Raw genomic sequence first — 20,084 nt, 5'->3', positions numbered from 1 at the left:
GGTTATAACTCAGTCCGATTCAGTCTTACAAAATCCCGCTATATAAGATTTTTCCGGTTTAATATTTTATATCGATATAAAAATGACAGTTAAATTAATAAGTTATTGACTTAATTTGATTAACTTAAACAAAATATTTGTCCGATATGGCCGGAAAATTCACGTAAAGTATCCCGCTGTTACTGAAATGTTATCCGTATGGAACAGCAAAGGGTATTTATCAATGCAATGGAAAAATAGTGCGCAACGGTACGGGCACCTCTCCGTTCTGCTTCACTGGGGCGTGGCAATCACCGTTTACGGGATGTTTGCACTGGGGCTGTGGATGGTTTCGCTGGGTTACTATGATGTCTGGTATCACCGCGCACCGGAGATCCATAAGAGTATCGGGATCCTGCTGTTTATTGTGTTGGCTGTCCGCATGATCTGGCGCTGGCTTTCCCCGCCGCCGCCGGCATTATCCACTTACAGCCGGTTTACCCGCATCAGTGCCGCACTGGCGCACTGGCTGCTGTACGGTATTTTGTTTGCCATTCTGATCACCGGCTATTTTATCTCAACGGCAAATGGTCAGGCGATATCGGTTTTCGGCTGGTTTGATGTACCGGCCACAGTGACAGACGGCGCAGAGCAGGCGGATACCGCCGGTACGGTTCACCTGTACCTTGCCTGGTCGGTTGTTGTGTTATCGGCGCTGCACGCGCTGGCGGCACTGAAACATCATTTCTTTGATAAAGACGCCACATTAAAACGCATGCTGGGCATGAAACCCTGAACGGGCTGCCCGTAATTTTATTATGACGGAGTGAATATGATGCTGAAGAAAGCACTGGTTGGTTTAAGCGCAGGTATGATGCTGCTGGGTTCCGGTGCGGCAATGGCCGACACCTATAAGATAGATAAAGAAGGGCAGCACGCCTTTGTGCAGTTCCGTATTCAGCACCTGGGTTACAGCTGGCTGTACGGGACATTTAAGGATTTTGACGGCACATTTACCTTTGATAAGGCCGACCCGGCAAAGGATAACGTGGATGTGACCATCAAAACCGGCAGCCTGGATACCAACCATGCTGAGCGTGACAAACATCTGCGCGGAGGGGATTTTCTGAATACAGAGAAAAATCCGGAAGCAAAATTTGTTTCAACCAAAGTAGAAAAGAAAGGCGACGACTTTATTATCACCGGTGATCTGACGCTGAACGGCGTGACCAATCCGGTTACTCTGGATGCAAAACTGACCGGTGAAGGCAAAGATCCGTGGGGTGGTTACCGCGCCGGTTTTGAGGCAACGGGGAAAGTCTCACTGAAAAGCTTTAATATTAAAGCCGATCTGGGACCGAAGTCTCAGGATGCTGAACTGATTATTTCCGTTGAAGGCGTAAAAATCTGATTATTTTTACAATCTGAACAATTATCGGGGCCTGCAATAGCAGGCCTTATTAATTTGTGTCACTATCACTTTCAGTGATAACTCAGCGTATCAGAGGAAAGTGCGTGAATAAAAAACTCAGCTTATTATTGGTTCTTATTGTTGCCGTGGTCTTTGCCGGTGCCGGTTATTATATGGGTAAGCGGGATAATGTTTTTTCTGTCACCGCCGTCAGTAAAGACGGAGCGGCAACACAAAAATCACTTGAAGCAGAGATGATGTCGGAATCGATGCAGTTTGTTGAAGTGGTAGGCAAAATTTCCCCGGAAAAATATAAAGGCCTGAAGAGTAATATCAGGAACTATGACACCATGACCCGCGAGCAGAAAGTGGCATGGATGAATGATATCGCCGGGATGACGGCAGTGTTATTAATTGACCGGATCCCGTATGCCTCTGATGATGCCCTGAATGCCTTCGCCGGGGCGGTAAAAGAGCAGGCGGAAGGTTATCTGGTAAAAGATCCGTCCGGACAGCAGTGCTTTAATAACTTTTTCCCGGCACTGAATAAATTCCCGCAGAATAAAGCGCAGTTTACCTATAATGAAGCCGATATCCGGATGCTGAAAACCGTGAATCTGATCCTGACATCATCACTGGAAGACCGGAATACCGGTAATGTCCCGGCGCAGGAAGCTTATAAGGTATTAGGGGATGTTTATCAGAAACTGTCAGAAAAATACGGTGATAAAGTGATGTTGCTGAGTGACCTGAATAAAGGCGCGGAAGACCCGGTCACCACCTGTCTGATTGTCGGCGATTTTTATGACTTATTCACGAAAGAACCGAATAAAGCGGCTACCGCTGAGGCGCTGCGTCTGATTTTGTCTCAGTAAATATCTCCGGGTACCGGATAATAACCGCAGCGTTTATGACTCTGCGGTTTTTTTATGTCCGGCGGACAGAAACGGAAATGTGCAAATCGTGCTGTTTTCTGTATCCGGATAAAAAACAAACACATTTCAGTAAAACACGATACTTTGTTTAAGAATCGGGAAAGGTAAACAGAAAATACTCTGATACCCGAAAATGAACCGGGCAGACGAATAATCAGGGGATTTTTACCGTAATCGCTTTTTATGTGTTCTGTCTCTGTCACTGAGAGTGCAGAAATAAGTATCAAAATATGCAGCGGATATTACTTAAATATCTGATTATTTCCCTATATTCATTTGCTGTTCATCATAATCCGATAAATAAGTTACATATTTTATTGTGTTCAGCAGATGTTTTGTTTCTGTTTATATTGTTTTCGGTTTTCCCCTGTAATATTTCACTTACCGTTACTTTTATAGTGATTCAGGCTATTCTGTGCGCAATATTTTTGGCTTAACTTTATTACCGGGGTATTTTGATGGACAACACATCAGCGCAGTCTTCTGCTGCCCAGCCTTCTGACAAAAAAACATCGTCATCCAATCCCGCCAGACGAAAAATCTGGCTTGCGGGAACGTCACTCCTCTTTATTGTGCTGCTCGCCGGCTATCTTATTTACTGGTTCATGGTGCTGCGTTATCAGGAATATACCGATGACGCCTACGTGGTGGGCCTTCAGGTGCCGATCGTCGCACAAACCACCGGTAATGTGACACAGGTGAATTTTGAGAATACCGATCTGGTGCATGCCGGGGATGTGCTGGTAGTGCTGGATAAAACTAATGCTGAACTGGCTTACGCGCAGGCCCGTCATGATCTCGCGGCCACGGTGCGGCAGACTCAGGAACTCTATTTTAACCGCGACCAGCTCGGTGCGGTTATCGCCCAGAAACAAGTGATGCTGAATCAGGCACAGAATGACTATGCCCGCCGCAGTGTGTTAGGACAGCGGGGGACTATCTCCAAAGAAGATTTACAGCACTCACGGGAAGCGGTTGAAGAGGCGCAGGCATCCCTGAATGCGTCTGTGCAGCAACTGAATGCCACCAAAGCCCTGCTGAAAACCACGGCGCTGGCGGATCAGCCTGCGGTGCTGCAGGCGGCGGATAAAGTCCGTGATGCCTGGATTAACTTACAGCGCACGGAAATCCGCAGTCCGTTTACCGGGTATGTCTCCCGCCGCAACGTGCAGGTCGGGGCTCAGGTCAGCCCGAATGCCTCACTGATGGCGATTGTACCGGTCGAACCGGTCTGGATTGATGCCAACTTTAAGGAAACGCAGCTCAGTAGTGTGCGTATCGGGCAGCCGGTCACCATTACCAGTGATTTTTACGGCGATAAAGTGACCTTTAACGGCACGGTAGCCGGGCTGGATATGGGTACCGGCAGTGCCTTCTCTCTGCTGCCTGCGCAGAATGCCACCGGGAACTGGATCAAAGTGGTGCAGCGTCTGCCGGTCCGGGTAGAGCTGGATCCGCAGCAGGTTGCCAGATATCCGCTGCGTATCGGGTTATCGATGAACGTGACTATCGAAACCAAAAATACCGATGGCCCGGTTCTGGCCAATGTCCAGCGTGATACCCCGGCCTTTAAGAGTGATGTGCTGATCCCGGATCTGGCACCGGTCAATGCGGTGATTGCACAAATCATTACCGATAACGCCAGTTAATCAGCGCGGGGCTTTATTGTGGCTAATCAACCATTAACAGGCATGAAACTGGTCTGGGCGACCATCGCGCTGTCGATGGCCACCTTTATGCAGGTGCTGGACTCCACTATTGCCAACGTGGCGATCCCGACCATTTCCGGCGATCTCGGAGCTTCTGTCTCTCAGGGCACCTGGGTTATTACCTCATTCGGGGTATCCAACGCGATTTCCATCGCGATTACCGGGTTTCTGGCCAAGCGTTTCGGGGAAGTACGGGTGTTTATCTGGTCCACCGGGCTGTTTACCCTGACGTCACTGCTGTGCGGGTTATCAGAAAGCCTGGAAATGCTGATTTTCTTCCGCGTGTTACAGGGCGGGGTGGCCGGGCCGATTATCCCGCTCTCACAAAGCCTGCTGCTGAAAAGTTACCCGCCCGCCAAACAGAATACCGCGCTGGCACTCTGGTCGATGACCATCATTCTGGCGCCGGTGTTCGGGCCGATTATGGGCGGCTATATCAGTGATAACTTCCACTGGGGCTGGATTTTCTTTATCAACGTACCTATCGGTATTGCGGTGGTACTGGTCAGCCTGATGCTGCTGCGCGGTATGGAATCGAAGGTGACAAAGGTTCCGCTCAATGTGATTGGCTTGTCGCTGCTGGTGGTCGGGATCGGCTGTCTGCAAATCCTGCTGGATAAAGGGAAAGATCTCGGCTGGCTGGAGTCAGATGAAATTGTCGCACTGGCCATTATTGCAGCCGTTGCGCTGGTCTTCCTGGTGATCTGGGAACTGACGGATAAAAACCCGATTGTCGAGTTGTCGCTGTTTAAGTCGCGTAACTTTACCATCGGCACACTGTCGGTCAGTCTGGCGTATATGGTCTATTTCGGCGCAATTGTACTGCTGCCGCAGCTGCTCCAGGAGGTGTACGGCTATACGGCTGAATGGGCAGGGCTGGCGCTGGCGCCTATCGGGCTGGTGCCGATACTGATTTCCGCGTTTGTCGGTAAAATCTCCAATGTGGTGGATTTGCGCTGGATTGTAACCTTTAGTTTCGTGGTGTATTCCGTCTGTTTCTACTGGCGCGCCTATACTTTCGAGCCACAGATGGGGTTCTATGCCTCGGTCTGGCCGCAGCTGGTGCAGGGTTTTGCAGTGGCCTGTTTCTTTATGCCGCTCACCACCATCACGCTTTCCGGTCTGCCGCCGGAGAAACTGGCCTCGGCCTCCGCGCTGGCCAATTTCTTCCGGACACTGGCGGGATCTATCGGTACATCGATCACCACCACGCTGTGGAGCCGTCGCGAATCGTTACATCATTCTCAGCTTACGGAATCCATCACCGCGTATAATCCGGAATCGGTACAGATGTATCAGGAGATGGCGCAGCACGGGTTATCAGAAGCGCAGACCTCCGCCTATCTGGCGAAGGAAATTACCGCCCAGGGGCTGATTATCAGTGCCAATGAGATTTTCTGGCTCTCCGGCGGCGTCTTCATCGGATTGATTGTTCTTATCTGGTTTGCCCGGCCGCCGTTTGCCACAAAATCCTGATAAGGACTACAGTAATAAGGAAGCGTAACCGGTAAGCTGCCGGTTGCCGGACGCAATGAAAAGGGGTTTTTCATGACATTTAAGCGAATTATACTTGCCGGTGCGGTCGCGTCGGCCACATTACTGGCTGCCCAGATTGCTTCCGCCTGCACCCGGCTGGTGTATCTCGGGGATGATGCGCAGGTGATCACTGCCCGGTCAATGGACTGGAAAAGTGATGTCGGTACCAATTTATGGATCTTCCCGCAGGGGATGGAACGCGATGGTGCCGCCGGGCCGAATTCCGTGAAATGGGTGTCAAAATACGGCAGTGTGGTGGCATCCGGCTATGATGTTTCCACCACCGACGGCATTAATGAAAAGGGATTGTCCGCAAACCTGCTGTGGCTGGTGGAATCGGTGTATCCGACACCGGAAAGCAACAAACCAACCCTGAGTATCTCTGCCTGGGCACAGTATGTGCTGGATAACTACGCGACCGTTGAAGAAGCGGTTACTGCACTGGAAAAAGAGCCGTTCGCAGTGATCACTGATAAAGTCCCGGGTGAAGAGCGCCTGGCGACACTGCACCTTTCATTATCCGATGCTTCCGGTGACAGCGCCATTATTGAATATATTGATGGCAAACAGGTAATTCATCACAGCCGTAAATATCAGGTAATGACCAACTCCCCGGTATTCAGCGAGCAGCTGGCACTGGACAGCTACTGGCAGCAAATCAACGGCACCGTGATGCTGCCGGGCACCAACCGCTCCGCTGACCGTTTTGCGCGCGGGTCTTTCTATATTAATGCGATTCCGAAAGCGACCACGCCGAATAAAGCGGTGGCGTCTGTATTCAGTGTGATCCGCAATGTGTCTGTGCCGTTCGGGCTGAATACCGAAGAAGAGCCGAATATCTCCTCCACCCGCTGGCGTACGGTGGTGGATCACAAACGTCAGATTTATTTCTTTGAATCGGCGCTGACACCCAATATCTTCTGGGTTGACCTGAAAAAAGTGGATTTCAGCAAAGAAAACGGCAAAGTGAAGAAACTGGATTTGGGTCCTGAACAGCAAAACATTTATTCCGGTGATGTGGCAAAGGATTTCACCGATGCTAAACCGTTTGTCTTTCAGGGGATAAACGAAGTTATCGCCCGTCAGAAATAAAAGTCATTTACGCCTCACCGGAAAGGATATAAGATGTATTTAAAATGCATCTTTAAGGTGAGGCGTAAAATGGAAAACTTAGTCTGCTATAAAACCCTGCCGGTCTGGCAAAAAACCACTATCCCGATGGCCTTTACGGATCGCCATAATACGGCGGAAGGTACGTGGGCGCAGCTGACGGTTCTGGCGGGGGAGATGGATTTTGTCGTTTTCGGTGAAAACGGCGAAGAGACCCGCTACCACTTTGATACCACGCATCAGCCGCCGCGTCTTGACCCGCAGGTGTGGCACAAAATTGAATCCGTCAGTGATGATATTTCCTGTCAGCTTGCCTTCTGGTGTCAGCCTGAAGATGAATTCTATAAAATCCACGGACTGACCCGTCCGCACTCCGAAGTCCGTGAACTGGTGACAATGACAAAACCGGGTAAAACACTCGATTTAGGCTCCGGACGCGGGCGCAACAGCTTTTTCCTGGCGCAGCTCGGTTATGATGTGACGGCCATGGATATCAATCCGCAGCACATTCAGGCGATCGAGGATGTGAAAGCCGCTGCGGGGATCAGCAATATCCGCACGCAGGTGTATGACATCAACCAGCATGCATTACAGGATGATTACGACGTCATTATTTCCACCGTGGTGCTGATGTTCCTGAAAAGAGAGAATATTGCTGCGATCATCGCCGATATGCAGGCACATACCCGCCAGGACGGGTATAACCTGATTGTCTGCCCGGTGGAAACAGAGAATATGCCGTATGATGAACTGCCGTTTGACTGCTTCCTGAAACCGGGCGAGTTATCCGGCTATTATGCGGACTGGGACATTCTGAAATACAACGAAAACCCGGGACATCTGCACCGCACTGATGCGGCAGGCAACCGGATCCGATTAAATTTTGCCACCCTGATTGCCCGCAAAAAAGCCTGATTAATATTACCCTCGCGGCGCGTCACCGGTTTTTTCCGGCGGCGTGCCGTTCTGCATCAGGATCCGCTCCAGCAGTACCGAATACAGCGGACGTCCGCCCAGATACTGCGCCAGCAGTGTTGCCCCCAGACATGTGATAATCATCGGCAGGATCAGCTGATAGTTATCGGTCATCTCCAGCACCAGCACAATACCGGTAAGCGGCGCACGGACGGTGGCGGCAAAGAGAGCCCCCATGCCTGCAATGGCAAAGGTCGCCGGTTCAATCTGATACTGCGGAAACAGCAGCATGGCGGCATAGCCGAAGAAACTGCCGAATAGTGTGCCGAGTGCGAGTGTCGGCGCGAAGATCCCGCCCGGCGCACCGGAACTGAAGCAGATAACCGTGGTGAGCACACGGAACAGGAAGATCATCAGAATACCGGTCAGGGAGTAGTGCAGCGCAGCGACATCCGGGATCACCGCGAATCCGCCGCCGGTTACCTGCGGCCAGTACAGCCCGGCAATGCCGCATAACCCGCCAATCAGACCGCCGGTGGCAACAAAACGGGATGTTTTATCCTGATAAAAACGGCGGAACTGTGTCTGCATGGTGAGCAGAAAGCGGTTAAACATCACACCAATCACACCGAAAACCATTCCCAGCACCAGATAGAGCCAGAGAGTATTCAGCGGGGCGGCATGGTATTTACCGATATCCAGAATCGGCGCGCCGCTGTTAAAGGTCTGAAAAACAATGCTCGACATGATTACGCCGATAAAAACGGCTTTGATGGAAATCAGGCTGTAACGGAACTGCGGACGCATTTCCTCAATGATAAACAGGATCCCTGCGAGCGGTGCGTTAAAGGCGGCGGTCAGACCGGCGGCGGCACCGGTGGCCAGCAATGTGTGGCGGGATTCCTGGTTTTTCACCCCGGCCAGCGCACTGACCAGCCCGCTGATATTTGCCCCTAACTGCACGGTCGGGCCTTCACGCCCCAGCACCATACCGGAGCCGAGAGTACCCAGCCCGCCGATAAATTTTACCGGCAGCACCCGCCACCAGCGTACCGGGCGGACATCCTGCAATGCCCCTTCAATTTCCGGGATCCCCGACCCGCCGGATTCCGGTGAAAAACGGCGCACCAGCCAGTAACCTGACATGGCCAGCAGGGCGGAAACAATGAACATCAGCGGGATAAGTATTTCTTTATTATCTGTCAGTGAAGACAGAGAGCTGACCCGGTATTCACCAACCCAATTGACCCCGCGTTCAAACAGCACACCGGTAAAACCGGCGAGTGCGCCGACGGCAGCCGCCAGCAGCAGGACAGTAACAGGGGCGAGATTGCGTTCTTTAAGGCGTTTGAGCACACGATAACGGCGTTTAAGCGTGGCTGTCGTATGCGGTAAAGCATCTGACATGGCTGAACATGATCCATTCTAAATAAAAATTAATCACTATTTTAATTCAATTTGTGACAAGTGACACCCTTCACAGATTCAAAAATCCAACGCAAATCCGGACATTTTTTGTTCGCATTCCCGGCATTTTTCCGCTTTATTAATAAATGATAAATAAATGTTATTTATATGTGACGCGTAAAATAAAAAAGTAACAGGGCCGGTCAGGAGGGGTGAATGGATTTGATAACAGAGTGGCTGGGCGCGCTGAACGGCGTGGTATGGGGTGTGCCGATGCTGGTGGGAATACTGGGTGTTGGCTTATATATGCAGATTCGGCTGGGTTTTTTGCCGATTCGTAAACTGGGAACCGGGTTCAGATTATTATTTCAGCGCAATGAATCACGCGGGGAAGGGCAGATCTCCCCGTTTAACGCCCTGATGACGGCATTATCCGCCACTATCGGCACCGGCAATATTGCCGGTGTGGCAACAGCAGTGGTGATGGGCGGGCCGGGGGCGCTGTTCTGGATGTGGATGACGGCACTGGTGGGTATGGCGACAAAATACTCAGAAGCCGTGCTGGCGGTTCGTTATCGTGAAGTGGATAAATACGGGCAGTATGTCGGCGGCCCGATGTATTACATCAAAAACGGCCTCGGCCCGAAATGGGTCTGGCTGGGAACACTGTTTGCGGTATTTGGTGCCTGTGCCGGGTTCGGTATCGGGAACACGGTTCAGGCCAACTCCGTGGCTGATGTGCTGGAGAGTAACTTCGGCATCAACAAATGGGTGACCAGCGTGGCGCTGGTGCTGCTGGTCGGTGCGGTACTGATTGGCGGGATCCGCCGTATCTCAGACGTGGCCGGTAAACTGGTACCGTTTATGACCGTCGGCTACTTTGGTGCCGGTCTTGTGGTGCTCGCGCTGAATATCAGTGAAATTCCGGCGGCGTTTTCCCTCATTATTACTTCTGCCTTTACACCGGTGGCGGCACAGGGCGGGTTTGCCGGGGCGACCGTCTGGGCGGCTATCCGTTTCGGGGTGGCGCGCGGCGTATTCTCCAACGAGGCGGGTCTGGGCAGTGCACCGATAGCGCATGCTGCCGCGAAAACCCAGAACCCGATCCGTCAGGGGCTGATCGCCATGCTCGGTACCTTTATTGACACCATTATTGTCTGCTCGGTAACCGGCCTGACCATTGTCATTATGGGCGGCTGGCTGACAGCGGAAACCGGTGCCACACTGACCGCTTCCTCTTTCAAAGCGGCGATTCCGGGCGGAAACTATATTGTGGCGATTGCACTGACGATTTTTGCCTTCACTACAATCCTCGGCTGGAGTTTTTACGGTGAGAAGTGCGTCCAGTATCTGTTCGGCGTGAAGGCGATTAAGGTTTTCCGTGTGCTGTGGCTGATAGCACTACCGATTGGCGCCACACAGTCTCTGGAGTTTGTCTGGCTGCTGGCGGATACCCTGAATGCCATGATGGCGATCCCGAACCTGATCGCACTGATCTTATTAAGCCCGGTGGTATATCGTCTGACGCGTGACCACATCCGGGATGTTAATGCGGACAGTATTGATATGGCGAATGAGTTATATCAGAAGAAATAGTGGCCGGAAATGTAACTAACGGGCAGAAAACTGCCCGTTAGTTTCCGGTTGCAGCAACTGATGTGATTATCAGGGTTGCAGCCAGAACAGGCCGCTGCCGTCCAGAGCGGTAAAGGTTTTATGCAGCATCAGGCTGTCCGCCTGCGGATCGAGCCCGGGAAACAGTGCCGGATGCAGCATTTTGGCGATAGCTTCCACCGCAATAATATTGAACGGGGTGTCATAGTATTGCTGATACAGTGCCAGTACCTGTTTCTGCTGATACGCCGTGAGATACTGCAGTTTCGGCCGTGCCATCAGTTTTTCCAGTGCCGGTACAGCCCGCTCCTCAGAGCCGGTATAGCCGAGCGGTACTGAAGCACTGCCTTTGCGGGTATTTTCCCAGTCGGCGACGGTCATCAGATAAAACTGCGGGTCAGCGGCAATAATCTGTTCTTCACTCACCTCACCGCCCATACCGTTTTTAAACCAGTCTGCACCGAGGTTATGACCTCCCGCAGCGGCAACAAACTCCCCGAAGTTACCGTTACCAAAGGTTTTACAACAGCTGTTTTCCCCGGCAAGACCCGCCGCTCGTTCAATAAAGACGGTAGGCTTTTTGTCTTCCGGAATATTTGCAACCCGCGAGCGGATAAGATCCAGCCGCTCGCGGTAAAAATCATTAAATGCTGCCGCCTGTTTTTCCTGCCCGAAGACCTGCCCCAAAAGCGTCATGCTTGGCATGGTGTTTTGCAGCGGATACTGACGGAAATCGATAAATATCACCGGAATACCGCTTTTCTCCAGCAAATCCAGGGTGCCGCTTTCGGTCAGTTTACTTTGCAGTCCGGTATCAAAAATCACCAAATCCGGCTGATAAGTCAGCGCTTTTTCGACACTGAAATCCGATGTGTAAGGGTTCGGAAATACCGGAATATCTTTCAGCTGCGGAAATTGTTTTTCATAAGCAATACGCAGGTCCGGCGCTTTTTTGGTCAGTGCATCATCCCATGCCGCAATACCTTTCAGCGGTTCAGACGGATGCAGAATATTCAGCGCAACCAGTACCCGGCTGTCTGCCAGCATGATACGGGATACCGGGGCATTGACGGTGACTGTCCGCCCGGCAATATCCGTCACCGTTATCAGTTCCGCTGTTGCATTGAGCGGAAACAGTGCCGCGAGTGCGGCACAAAGGGTGATGATAAGGGCCGGAAAACGTCCGGCAGCGTGGAATATGCGTTTCATTATATGAATGACCTTTAAAACTTCACGGAAGCCTGCGCAAAGAAGGTGCGCGGCTGCCCGGCGTAAATGCCGTAGTTATTATCTGTTGAACGGGTAAAGCTGGCCTGATCAAACAGGTTTTTCACCCCGGCGGCAAGTGTCAGATCTGACCATTGCGGGCCGAAATGATACTCCGCACGCGCATCCCACATCATATAGCCCGGAATAATGCCGTAACGCCCGTCAGCACTGCCTTCGGTAATGTAATTTTTCCCGGTTCCCGGTGACTGCTGTTTTGACTGCGCATAGGTGTTGAGATTCCACACCCAGTTTCCGGTTTCATAGCGGGCACCGGCAGTAAAGAGCTGGCGGGAGTAGAACGGCAGATCTTTATCCGCAAAATTACCGCGTTTGCTCACTGCTTTTGTGTAGGTATAAGTGCTGTAGATACTGACGCCGTCGAGCCATTTCGCGGTTTCACTCAGGTCATAATTCAGTGCCAGTTCTACCCCCTGATGGGTGGTCGCACCGAGGTTGGTCCAGCCGGTCGAGTTTTCAATGTATTGCAGCTGATCATTGAAATCGATATAGAACAGGGTCATTTCCGCAGACAGCAGACCATCATCAAACCGTGTACCGGCTTCATAGTTATGGGCTTTTTCTGCACTCAGGCCGTTTGCCGGATCATTACCCGCGCCGCCGGTATTGAGCTGGAAATATTGCAGGCTGCCGAATGAGCTGCCGGCGTTGGCGAACAGTTTCCACTGATCATCAATATGATAAATCACCGACAGTGCCGGTAACGGTTCGCTGTAGCTCTTGCTGCGGAACTGGTTACGGAAACCGTCATCGAGATGAATTTTTATATTTTCATAACGCAGGCCGGGAATAACCGTCCAGTTACCAACATTAATGGTGTCATCGATATAGATGGCATGGGCCTCTGTACCGCCGGAGGTGTGCTGATAGTAGCTGTCGGTCTGAGGGCGTGAGCTTTGAGAACCGGTCGGATACCAGCCGGAGCGGTAGGCTTTTTCATCCGCCGTTTCATTCAGATAGCGGTAACCCAGGGTGATTTCGTGGGACTGGTTATCAAAGCGGAACAGCTGTGAATAGCTCGGTTCAATGGCGTAAGCTGTGTAGTGACGCGGATAGGAAACAAGGCGGCTCTTACCGGCACTCGCATTTGTTCCCTCACTTTCAATATAACTGCCCCGGTAACTTTTGCTGAACCAGGTCAGTAATTCAAACTGTTTATCATCTTCCTGGTGGCGGTATTTAAAGGACATATCCTGACGGTTGCCTTCAAAACGGTCAAACGGACGGACAGACTGGTAAGGATCGGCTTTGTACTGTGCCTCTGTCAGGCCGCCCGGCATCCCGGATTGCGCATGGTAATAGTGAAAGTTTGCCAGCAACTCATCAGTGTCACTGAAGGCATAGCGGGTTTTCAGGATGATGTCATCAATATCGGTATTGTCATTATTCTTGCGGTAGCCCTGGCCGTGCAGACCGGAGTAGAGCAGCAGCGCACCTGCAGAACCGTCTTCTTTTGAGCCACCGACAGAGGCATCGGTCAGGGTTTTCAGCCCGCCGGTGCGTGCACCCTGTGTTTTGACGGACGCGGAACCGCTGAAGGTTTCCGGAATAGGTTTAGTGACAAAGTTAATCACGCCGCCGACGTTTTGCGGTCCGTAGCGGACAGAGGTGGCACCACGCATCACATCAATGCTGCTGATTGAGCCTAATGAGAGTGGTGACATCGATAACTGCGGCTGCCCGTAGGGGGCAGCGGCCAGCGGAATACCGTCGAGCAGAATGGTAGAGCGCGGGGACAACCGTGCCGGAAGCCCGCGGATACCGACATTGAGTGAAACGTCACTGCCGCCGGTACCGTTACTGTCCCGCACCTGAACACCCGGAATACCACGCAGGGCGTCCGCTATGGTTTCCGCCCCTGACTCATCGATTTGTTTTTTGGTTTTGATGGTCCGTGCGCCGCCGTGGTTCAGCAGCGTATCGCTGTTATCAGTGTTATCCAGCCAGTTGCCGACAACCACAACCGGGTCTTCGGTATCTGCGGTGGCGGCGATACTGCCACCGCTGATAACAGCGAGCGCCAGTGCCAGCGGCGTGAGGCGGGCAGGGCGGCAGGATGCGTTACAGGAATCAGTCATCACTCAGTTTTCCGTGAGAATTTAAGAAGACAAATGATAATAATAACTATTACCTGTGCGCAATAATTTTTTAACGGAAAGTTACTAATATGCTGATTTTTTGGTTCGAAATTCGGGGGTTAAATGATAGTCGTGAGAATTATTTTTGGTGTGAATGTGATCTTGCTGTTTTAGCGGGGAAAGGGCGGTTTTATGGATTAATCCGCCTGTTTTATTCTTTCGTTCCACATCTGGATGCAAGTGCATTTATCCATCTTCTGGTCAGTTGCCTTACCGGTTTATATCACGCCACCTTACCCCAAAATACCGGATAATTCCTTACTCCATATTGCATCTGTAAATAATGTAAATGTTAATCATTCGCGATAGTGATGTGTCGTGCCGGTTAATTTTTGCTTTAGATCAAGCAAAGGAATGATAGTCAGGAAAACCCCTTTTCACCGGTCTGAAATGGCGTATTCTTATGTTGCATATAAAATACAACTTATAAGGAAGCAAGAGCATGTACTGTGTGCAATGTGAACAAACGATGCGTACACCGGTGGGTAATGGCTGTGCCTATGCCCAGGGCATGTGCGGTAAAACCGCAGAAACATCTGACTTACAGGATCTGCTGGTGGCAGTACTGGAAAGTCTTTCAGCGTGGGCGGTTGCTGCGCGTGAATCAGGTATCATCGATCACGACACAGACAGCTTTGCGCCGCGTGCATTTTTCTCCACATTAACTAACGTTAACTTCGATTCTGAGCGCATCATCGGTTATGCGCAGGAAGCGATTGTGATGCGTGACAGCCTGATGAAACGCTGCCTGGCGAAAAACCCGGCACTGGTTCTGAATCACCCGTTAGCAAACCTGCAACTGAAGGGCACGGATATTGCGTCACTGGTGAAACAGGCGGATGAATTTGCCCTGAATAAAGATAAGCAGGCTATCGGTGATGATATCCACGGTCTGCGTATGCTCTGCCTGTACGGCCTGAAAGGGGCGGCGGCATATATGGAGCACGCCCATGTGCTGGGCAAATACAGCGATGAAATTTACGGCCAGTACCATGAAATCATGGCGTGGCTCGGTACTGATCCGTCTGATATGGGTGAGCTGCTCAACCAGTCCATGGCGATTGGTATGATGAACTTTAAAATCATGGAAATGCTGGATGCCGGTGAAACCGAAGCTTACGGTCACCCGACGCCGTCTTCCGTGAACGTCCGTCCGGTGGCAGGTAAAGCGATTCTGATCTCCGGTCATGACCTCAAAGATCTGCATATGCTGCTGCAACAGACAGAAGGCACCGGTGTGAACATTTACACTCACGGTGAAATGCTGCCTGCACACGGCTATCCGGAACTGAAAAAATACAAGCATCTGGTCGGTAACTACGGCAGCGGCTGGCAGAACCAGCAGACTGAGTTTGCCAAATTCCCGGGCCCGATTCTGATGACCTCCAACTGTATTCTGGATCCGAATCCGGGCAGTTATACCGACCGTATCTGGACCCGCAGTATTGTCGGCTGGCCGGGCGCGAAACACCTGACCGGTGATGATTTCAGCGATATTATTGCGCAGGCTCAGGCGATGGACGGCTTCCCGTACAGCGAAATCGAGCACCTGATCACCGTCGGTTTCGGCCGTGAAACGCTGCTCAATGCCGCCGATACAGTGATTGACCTGGTGGCGACCGGCAAACTGCGTCATGTGTTCCTCGTCGGCGGATGCGACGGCAGCCGCGGTGAACGCAGCTACTACACCGATTTCGCCCGTCAGGTTCCTCAGGACTGCCTGATTATGACTCTGGCCTGCGGTAAATACCGTTTCAACAAACTGGATTTCGGTACCCTGGAAGGATTACCGCGCCTGCTTGATGTCGGTCAGTGCAACGATGCGTACTCCGCGATTATGCTGGCGGTGAAACTGGCTGAGAAACTGGGCTGCGGCGTCAATGATCTGCCGCTGACACTGGTGCTCTCCTGGTTTGAACAGAAAGCGATTGTGATTCTGCTGACCCTGCTGGCGCTGGGTGTGAAGGATATCTTCACCGGCCCGACTGCTCCGGCATTCCTGACTGACAATCTGCTGAATGTACTGAATGAAAAATTCGGTATGCGTCCGATTACCACTGTTGAAAATGATTTACACGCTGTGTTAGGCGCGTAATTGCTGTAACTGTTAGCACCGGAGAGGGCGGTCACGCCTTCTCCGGCACGGAGTCAGGAGAGCCCGATGACAATGCCGACGTCTTTATGTCCGAACCGCATGCAGGTCCATTCTGTCAGGCAGGAAACCCCGGATGTGTGGACTATCAATCTGATTAACCACGATTTTTATCAGTATCACGCAGGGCAGTATGCGCTGGTGAGTATCCGCAACAGTGATGAGACACTGCGTGCTTATACCTTATCCTCCACACCGGGACTGAGCCCGTTCCTGAGCCTGACGGTGCGCCGTCTGGATGACGGACAGGGTTCCGGCTGGCTGACCGGCGAGGTGAAACCGGGTGATTACCTGTGGCTGTCTGATGCACAGGGTGAATTTACCTGTGATGCCCGCCCGGCAGAGCGCTATCTGATGCTGGCCGCCGGTTGCGGCGTGACACCGGTGATGTCGATGACCCGCTGGATCCTGCACCGTCAGCCGGAAAGTCAGGTGACGGTGATTTTCAACGTGCGTGATAAACAGCAGGTGATTTTTGCTCAGGAATGGCAGCAGTTGCTGACTGCATTCCCGGCCCGTCTGCGCCTGATCCTGATGGTGGAAAACAGTGATGAGACGGATGAATTGTTATCCGGCCGCCTGTCAGAAGAAAAACTGAAAGCACTGATCCCGGATATCGCACAGCATACGGTGATGACCTGTGGTCCGGCGCCGTATATGAAGAATGTGCAGACATTCTGTCAGGCGCTGAATGTGGATCCGGGCAGCTTCTTTATGGAGCGTTTCGGGCCGGAGCCGGAAGCAGAAGCCGGAGAGCAGATGGTCACCATGACCATTCAGTCCCCGCTGCGTCAGGTGAAAGTGCCTGTCGGTATGACCCTGCTGGCGGCGATGGAAGCGAACAGTGTGCCGGTGATGGCGGCATGCCGCGCCGGTGTCTGCGGCAGCTGTAAAACCCGCGTCCGCAGCGGTGAATACACCACCACCAGCACCATGACGCTGACCCCGGAAGAGATTGAACAGGGTTATGTTCTGGCGTGCAGCTGTCAGATTCAGGGCAATGTTGAATTAGCCTGATTGAGAATCATTCTGTATAATTGCAAAAAAGCGCCGTTTTCAGCGGCGCTTTTTCTGTTTCCGGCGGATAAACGCCGGGTTTCCGCTATGCTGTAAATGTGATCATAATAAAAAAGGATTTTCAGCAATGAATAAGACAGAGTTTGTAGCCCGCGCCCTGACTGACGTTCTCGGTGAACATATCGGTGATGAATCCCTGGTTGAACAGTATTTTTCCCGTGATTATGTTCAGGTGGTGAATGGTCAGACAATTGAATTCCCCGCATTTCTTGCCCATCTTAATGCCCTGAAAATGGCAACCCGCAGTATTACCATTGAGATTAAATCCATCGCTGAAGGCGGGTCCTGTGTGCACACTCAGCATATCGCTAAGGCAGAAAAAGTCAGTGGTGAGCATGCCGCCTTTGAGGTTTTCGCCTGTTTCCGTCTGGCAGACGGTAAAATTGTCCGCTGTGAGGAAGTGACACGGCAGCTGACCGGTGATGAGAGCGATAATGATCTGGGTTCCCGGACCTGATTTGTAACCTCAATGGTTTCTAAACGAAATAGTAATAGTCCTCGCCATATAATTTCTGAGAGTTATAATTCGCGCCGCATTTAAGGTGCAGTATCTCGTTAGGCGAGGCTCCTATACAAACAAAGGTTGCTGATCTGACGACGTCGAGAGACGCCCAAGATTAGGACAGGTTATATCGAACAGAAGGTATAACCCGAAGTAACTTCCCGCAGTCTGCGGGATACGTTGTATAGTGCTAAAACCGAGACGTGAGATAGCCTACGCATTCTCTCATCTGGTTTCGCCCCTATTGGAGTGCTGTTTGAAGTCCATAACAGACATTAGGGTCACACATCATGAAGTTAACCAACTACGAAAAAGCGGACGCGCTGGTCATTTCCGCGCCATCCGTTAATCCGCCACACCATACCGATCGTCCGCAGCGTAATGATGAAGACGCAGTCAGTGCTTACATGAGTCAGGCGTATATCCGCGTGACCGTGTCAGACACGATTGCTGCCGTCAAACGCACCCTGCGTGAGGAACTGGAAGGTGAGCAGATCCCCACTTATTTATATGTACTGGATGAGGATAATTACCTGAATGGTATCCTGCCGGTCAAAGCCCTGCTGACCGCAGCGGAAGATATGTTTGTCGCCGATGTTATGCGCCAGACGTATTTTTCGGTGTCACCGGAGCAGTCCCGGCACGACGTGTATGAGCTTATCAACAACAGCGGGATTGATACTGTGCCGGTGGTGCAGTTCGGCAAGCTGGCCGGTATTCTGCGTCCGCAGGATATCGCGGAGCTGATTGAGGATGAAAACACCCAGGATGCGGCATTACAGGGCGGCTCCCAGCCGCTGGATGAGCCTTATCTGAGCACCAGTCCGTTCACGCTGTGGCGTAAGCGCGCAGTCTGGCTGCTGATGCTGTTTGTGGCGGAAGCCTATACCGGTACGGTGCTCAAGGCATTCGAGGAGCAGCTGGAAGCCGCTATCTCGCTGGCTTTCTTTATCCCGCTGCTGATCGGCACCGGCGGTAACAGCGGTACTCAGATCACCTCAACCCTCGTCCGTGCCATGGCACTCGGGGAAGTGAGCCTGCGCAATATCGGCGCGGTGCTGCGCAAAGAGCTGTCCACGTCACTGCTGGTCGCCTTTACCATGGGATGTGCCGGGATGATCCGTGCCTGGTTCCTGGGGGTCGGGCCGGAAGTGATGATGGTGGTCAGTCTGACACTGGTGTGTATCACAGTCTGGAGTGCGGTGGTGTCTTCCATTATCCCGATGGTGCTCAAGCGTCTGAAAGTGGATCCGGCAGTGGTTTCCGCGCCGTTTATTGCCACACTGATTGACGGCACCGGGCTGATTATCTACTTCGAGATGGCCAAACTGATTATGACTGATCTGGTGTAAGGTCGCACGGGGATGATATTGCAGCTGCACTGTTATCCCACACCAGCGTACTTTTACAGTGACGGCACAGGTACTGACTTTCCCCGCGCAACACTTTGTTATGGCGGCGGACAGTCAGTTCATGTGCCGTTTTGCATTGGCAGCGGTAAGTGAATGTCCGGGCGCGGACAGACGTCACATCAAAGCGGTGTGTACGGACGGCCGGAACACCCAGCACCTCTGTCATCATCCACTGCCATTCCCGCCCGTGAGGCGCCACGCGTCCGAAACGGCGGTAAACCAGCAGATGCGCCAGCTCGTGGGGAACCACATCCTGTATAAATCCGGGGCCGTTTTCGGTCAGTAACACCGGATTGAGGCGGATTTCCCATGTTTGCAGGCAGGCGCTGCCGGCGGTGGTGCCGCGCTGACGATAGTTCAGTTCAGGCTCCGGATAATCCGTCTTCAGCACCCGGCAGGCGCGGGCCAGATAATCACGCAGGGTCTGCATGCAGGCCTGCTGTAATGCGGTGGGGACTCGGGTCGGTTTCATAGCCGGAAGCTTAGCGATACTGACGTAAAGCTGCAACCGTTATCAGCATGTTGTATATATTGCAAAATAATATTATATTTAATTATATAATGTCGTAAGGAATAAATTCATGACACCAACACTGCTTACCGATATGCAGGAAGCCGCCACCGGCGTTGCTGCCCTGCTGAAAACACTGGGGAATCCGGATCGTCTGCTGCTGCTCTGTCAGCTGAGTCAGGGGGAATGCAATGTCAGCGAACTGGAGGAGCGGACCGGCATCAATCAGCCGACGCTGTCACAGCAACTGACGGTTCTGCGCAATGAAGGACTGGTGCACACCCGGCGTGAGGGAAAACGTATCTATTATTCCGTGGCAGATGAAAAAGTCCTGATATTGCTCACCACGCTGTATCAGCTTTATTGTCCTGAAAAACAAGGAAAATAAT

Annotated in this window: 17 protein-coding genes and 1 riboswitch; of the genes, 13 read left to right on the top strand and 4 right to left on the bottom strand. The window is 52.0% G+C overall.

Features of this window, described 5'->3' with window-relative positions:
* The first annotated feature begins 223 nt into the window (after positions 1-223).
* The 7 genes from GN208_RS07680 (at position 224) to tehB (ending at position 7,595) form a co-directional block, all read left to right on the top strand.
* Positions 224-775, top strand: coding sequence for a cytochrome b (locus GN208_RS07680; protein WP_015422926.1), 552 nt, complete (start codon positions 224-226; stop codon positions 773-775).
* Positions 776-814: 39 nt separating this feature from the next.
* Complete coding sequence (locus GN208_RS07675) at positions 815-1,390, top strand: YceI family protein (RefSeq protein WP_032098366.1); 576 nt, start codon at positions 815-817, stop codon at positions 1,388-1,390.
* Positions 1,391-1,494: 104 nt separating this feature from the next.
* Positions 1,495-2,265 carry a hypothetical protein gene (locus GN208_RS07670; RefSeq protein WP_004240944.1) on the top strand — a complete coding sequence of 257 codons (771 nt, stop codon included), beginning with the start codon at positions 1,495-1,497 and terminating at the stop codon, positions 2,263-2,265.
* Positions 2,266-2,783: 518 nt separating this feature from the next.
* Positions 2,784-3,974, top strand: a complete 1,191-nt coding sequence (locus tag GN208_RS07665) for an EmrA/EmrK family multidrug efflux transporter periplasmic adaptor subunit (protein WP_004237750.1) — start codon at positions 2,784-2,786, stop codon at positions 3,972-3,974.
* An 18-nt stretch (positions 3,975-3,992) separates the two neighbouring features.
* Positions 3,993-5,510, top strand: coding sequence for a DHA2 family efflux MFS transporter permease subunit (locus tag GN208_RS07660; RefSeq protein ID WP_004240941.1), 1,518 nt, complete (start codon positions 3,993-3,995; stop codon positions 5,508-5,510).
* 72 nt (positions 5,511-5,582) lie between these two features.
* Positions 5,583-6,662, top strand: a complete 1,080-nt coding sequence (locus tag GN208_RS07655) for a linear amide C-N hydrolase (protein ID WP_004237752.1) — start codon at positions 5,583-5,585, stop codon at positions 6,660-6,662.
* 69 nt (positions 6,663-6,731) lie between these two features.
* Positions 6,732-7,595: an SAM-dependent methyltransferase TehB gene (tehB, locus tag GN208_RS07650; RefSeq protein WP_004237753.1), complete on the top strand. Its 864-nt coding sequence runs from the start codon at positions 6,732-6,734 to the stop codon at positions 7,593-7,595.
* Between the two features lie 6 nt (positions 7,596-7,601).
* Here tehB and clcA read toward each other — a convergent pair whose 3' ends face one another.
* Positions 7,602-9,002 carry a H(+)/Cl(-) exchange transporter ClcA gene (gene clcA / locus GN208_RS07645; RefSeq protein WP_004237754.1) on the bottom strand — a complete coding sequence of 467 codons (1,401 nt, stop codon included), beginning with the start codon at positions 9,000-9,002 and terminating at the stop codon, positions 7,602-7,604.
* A gap of 216 nt (positions 9,003-9,218) precedes the next feature.
* Here clcA and GN208_RS07640 point away from each other — a divergent pair, with 216 nt between their 5' ends.
* Positions 9,219-10,598 (top strand): sodium:alanine symporter family protein, encoded by a 1,380-nt coding sequence (locus tag GN208_RS07640; protein WP_024474815.1) that lies wholly within the window; start codon positions 9,219-9,221, stop codon positions 10,596-10,598.
* A gap of 69 nt (positions 10,599-10,667) precedes the next feature.
* Here the strand turns inward: GN208_RS07640 and GN208_RS07635 are convergent, their stop codons facing one another.
* Positions 10,668-11,825 (bottom strand): ABC transporter substrate-binding protein, encoded by a 1,158-nt coding sequence (locus GN208_RS07635; protein WP_004237756.1) that lies wholly within the window; start codon positions 11,823-11,825, stop codon positions 10,668-10,670.
* 14 nt (positions 11,826-11,839) lie between these two features.
* The gene (locus tag GN208_RS07630; RefSeq protein ID WP_004237757.1) at positions 11,840-13,981 is read right to left on the bottom strand and encodes a TonB-dependent siderophore receptor; all 2,142 of its coding nucleotides are present in this window, start codon (positions 13,979-13,981) and stop codon (positions 11,840-11,842) included.
* A 502-nt stretch (positions 13,982-14,483) separates the two neighbouring features.
* On the opposite strand from GN208_RS07630, the gene hcp reads away from it, so the two are divergent.
* From hcp to GN208_RS07610, 4 genes are all read left to right on the top strand, one after another.
* Positions 14,484-16,136: a hydroxylamine reductase gene (gene hcp, locus GN208_RS07625; protein WP_015422924.1), complete on the top strand. Its 1,653-nt coding sequence runs from the start codon at positions 14,484-14,486 to the stop codon at positions 16,134-16,136.
* A gap of 66 nt (positions 16,137-16,202) precedes the next feature.
* Complete coding sequence (gene hcr, locus GN208_RS07620) at positions 16,203-17,210, top strand: NADH oxidoreductase (RefSeq protein WP_015422923.1); 1,008 nt, start codon at positions 16,203-16,205, stop codon at positions 17,208-17,210.
* Between the two features lie 127 nt (positions 17,211-17,337).
* Entirely contained in the window at positions 17,338-17,727 is a 390-nt protein-coding gene (locus GN208_RS07615; RefSeq protein ID WP_004237761.1) for a nuclear transport factor 2 family protein, read from the top strand.
* Between the two features lie 87 nt (positions 17,728-17,814).
* Positions 17,815-17,987: riboswitch (M-box (ykoK) riboswitch) on the top strand.
* Between the two features lie 75 nt (positions 17,988-18,062).
* A complete protein-coding gene (locus GN208_RS07610) occupies positions 18,063-19,124 on the top strand; it encodes a magnesium transporter (RefSeq protein WP_004237762.1) in 1,062 nt (353 codons plus the stop codon).
* Here GN208_RS07610 and GN208_RS07605 read toward each other — a convergent pair.
* Positions 19,105-19,656, bottom strand: a complete 552-nt coding sequence (locus GN208_RS07605; RefSeq protein WP_004237763.1) for a SprT family zinc-dependent metalloprotease — start codon at positions 19,654-19,656, stop codon at positions 19,105-19,107. The genes GN208_RS07610 and GN208_RS07605 overlap by 20 nt on opposite strands.
* A gap of 109 nt (positions 19,657-19,765) precedes the next feature.
* On the opposite strand from GN208_RS07605, the gene GN208_RS07600 reads away from it, so the two are divergent.
* Positions 19,766-20,083 (top strand): metalloregulator ArsR/SmtB family transcription factor, encoded by a 318-nt coding sequence (locus GN208_RS07600; protein ID WP_004237764.1) that lies wholly within the window; start codon positions 19,766-19,768, stop codon positions 20,081-20,083.
* Position 20,084: the final 1 nt, after the last annotated feature.

Origin of the sequence: Morganella sp. HSTU-ASny43, from assembly GCF_022819185.1 — a bacterium.
Lineage (GTDB): Bacteria > Pseudomonadota > Gammaproteobacteria > Enterobacterales > Enterobacteriaceae > Morganella > Morganella morganii.
This window is presented reverse-complemented; position numbering and strand designations above follow the sequence as displayed.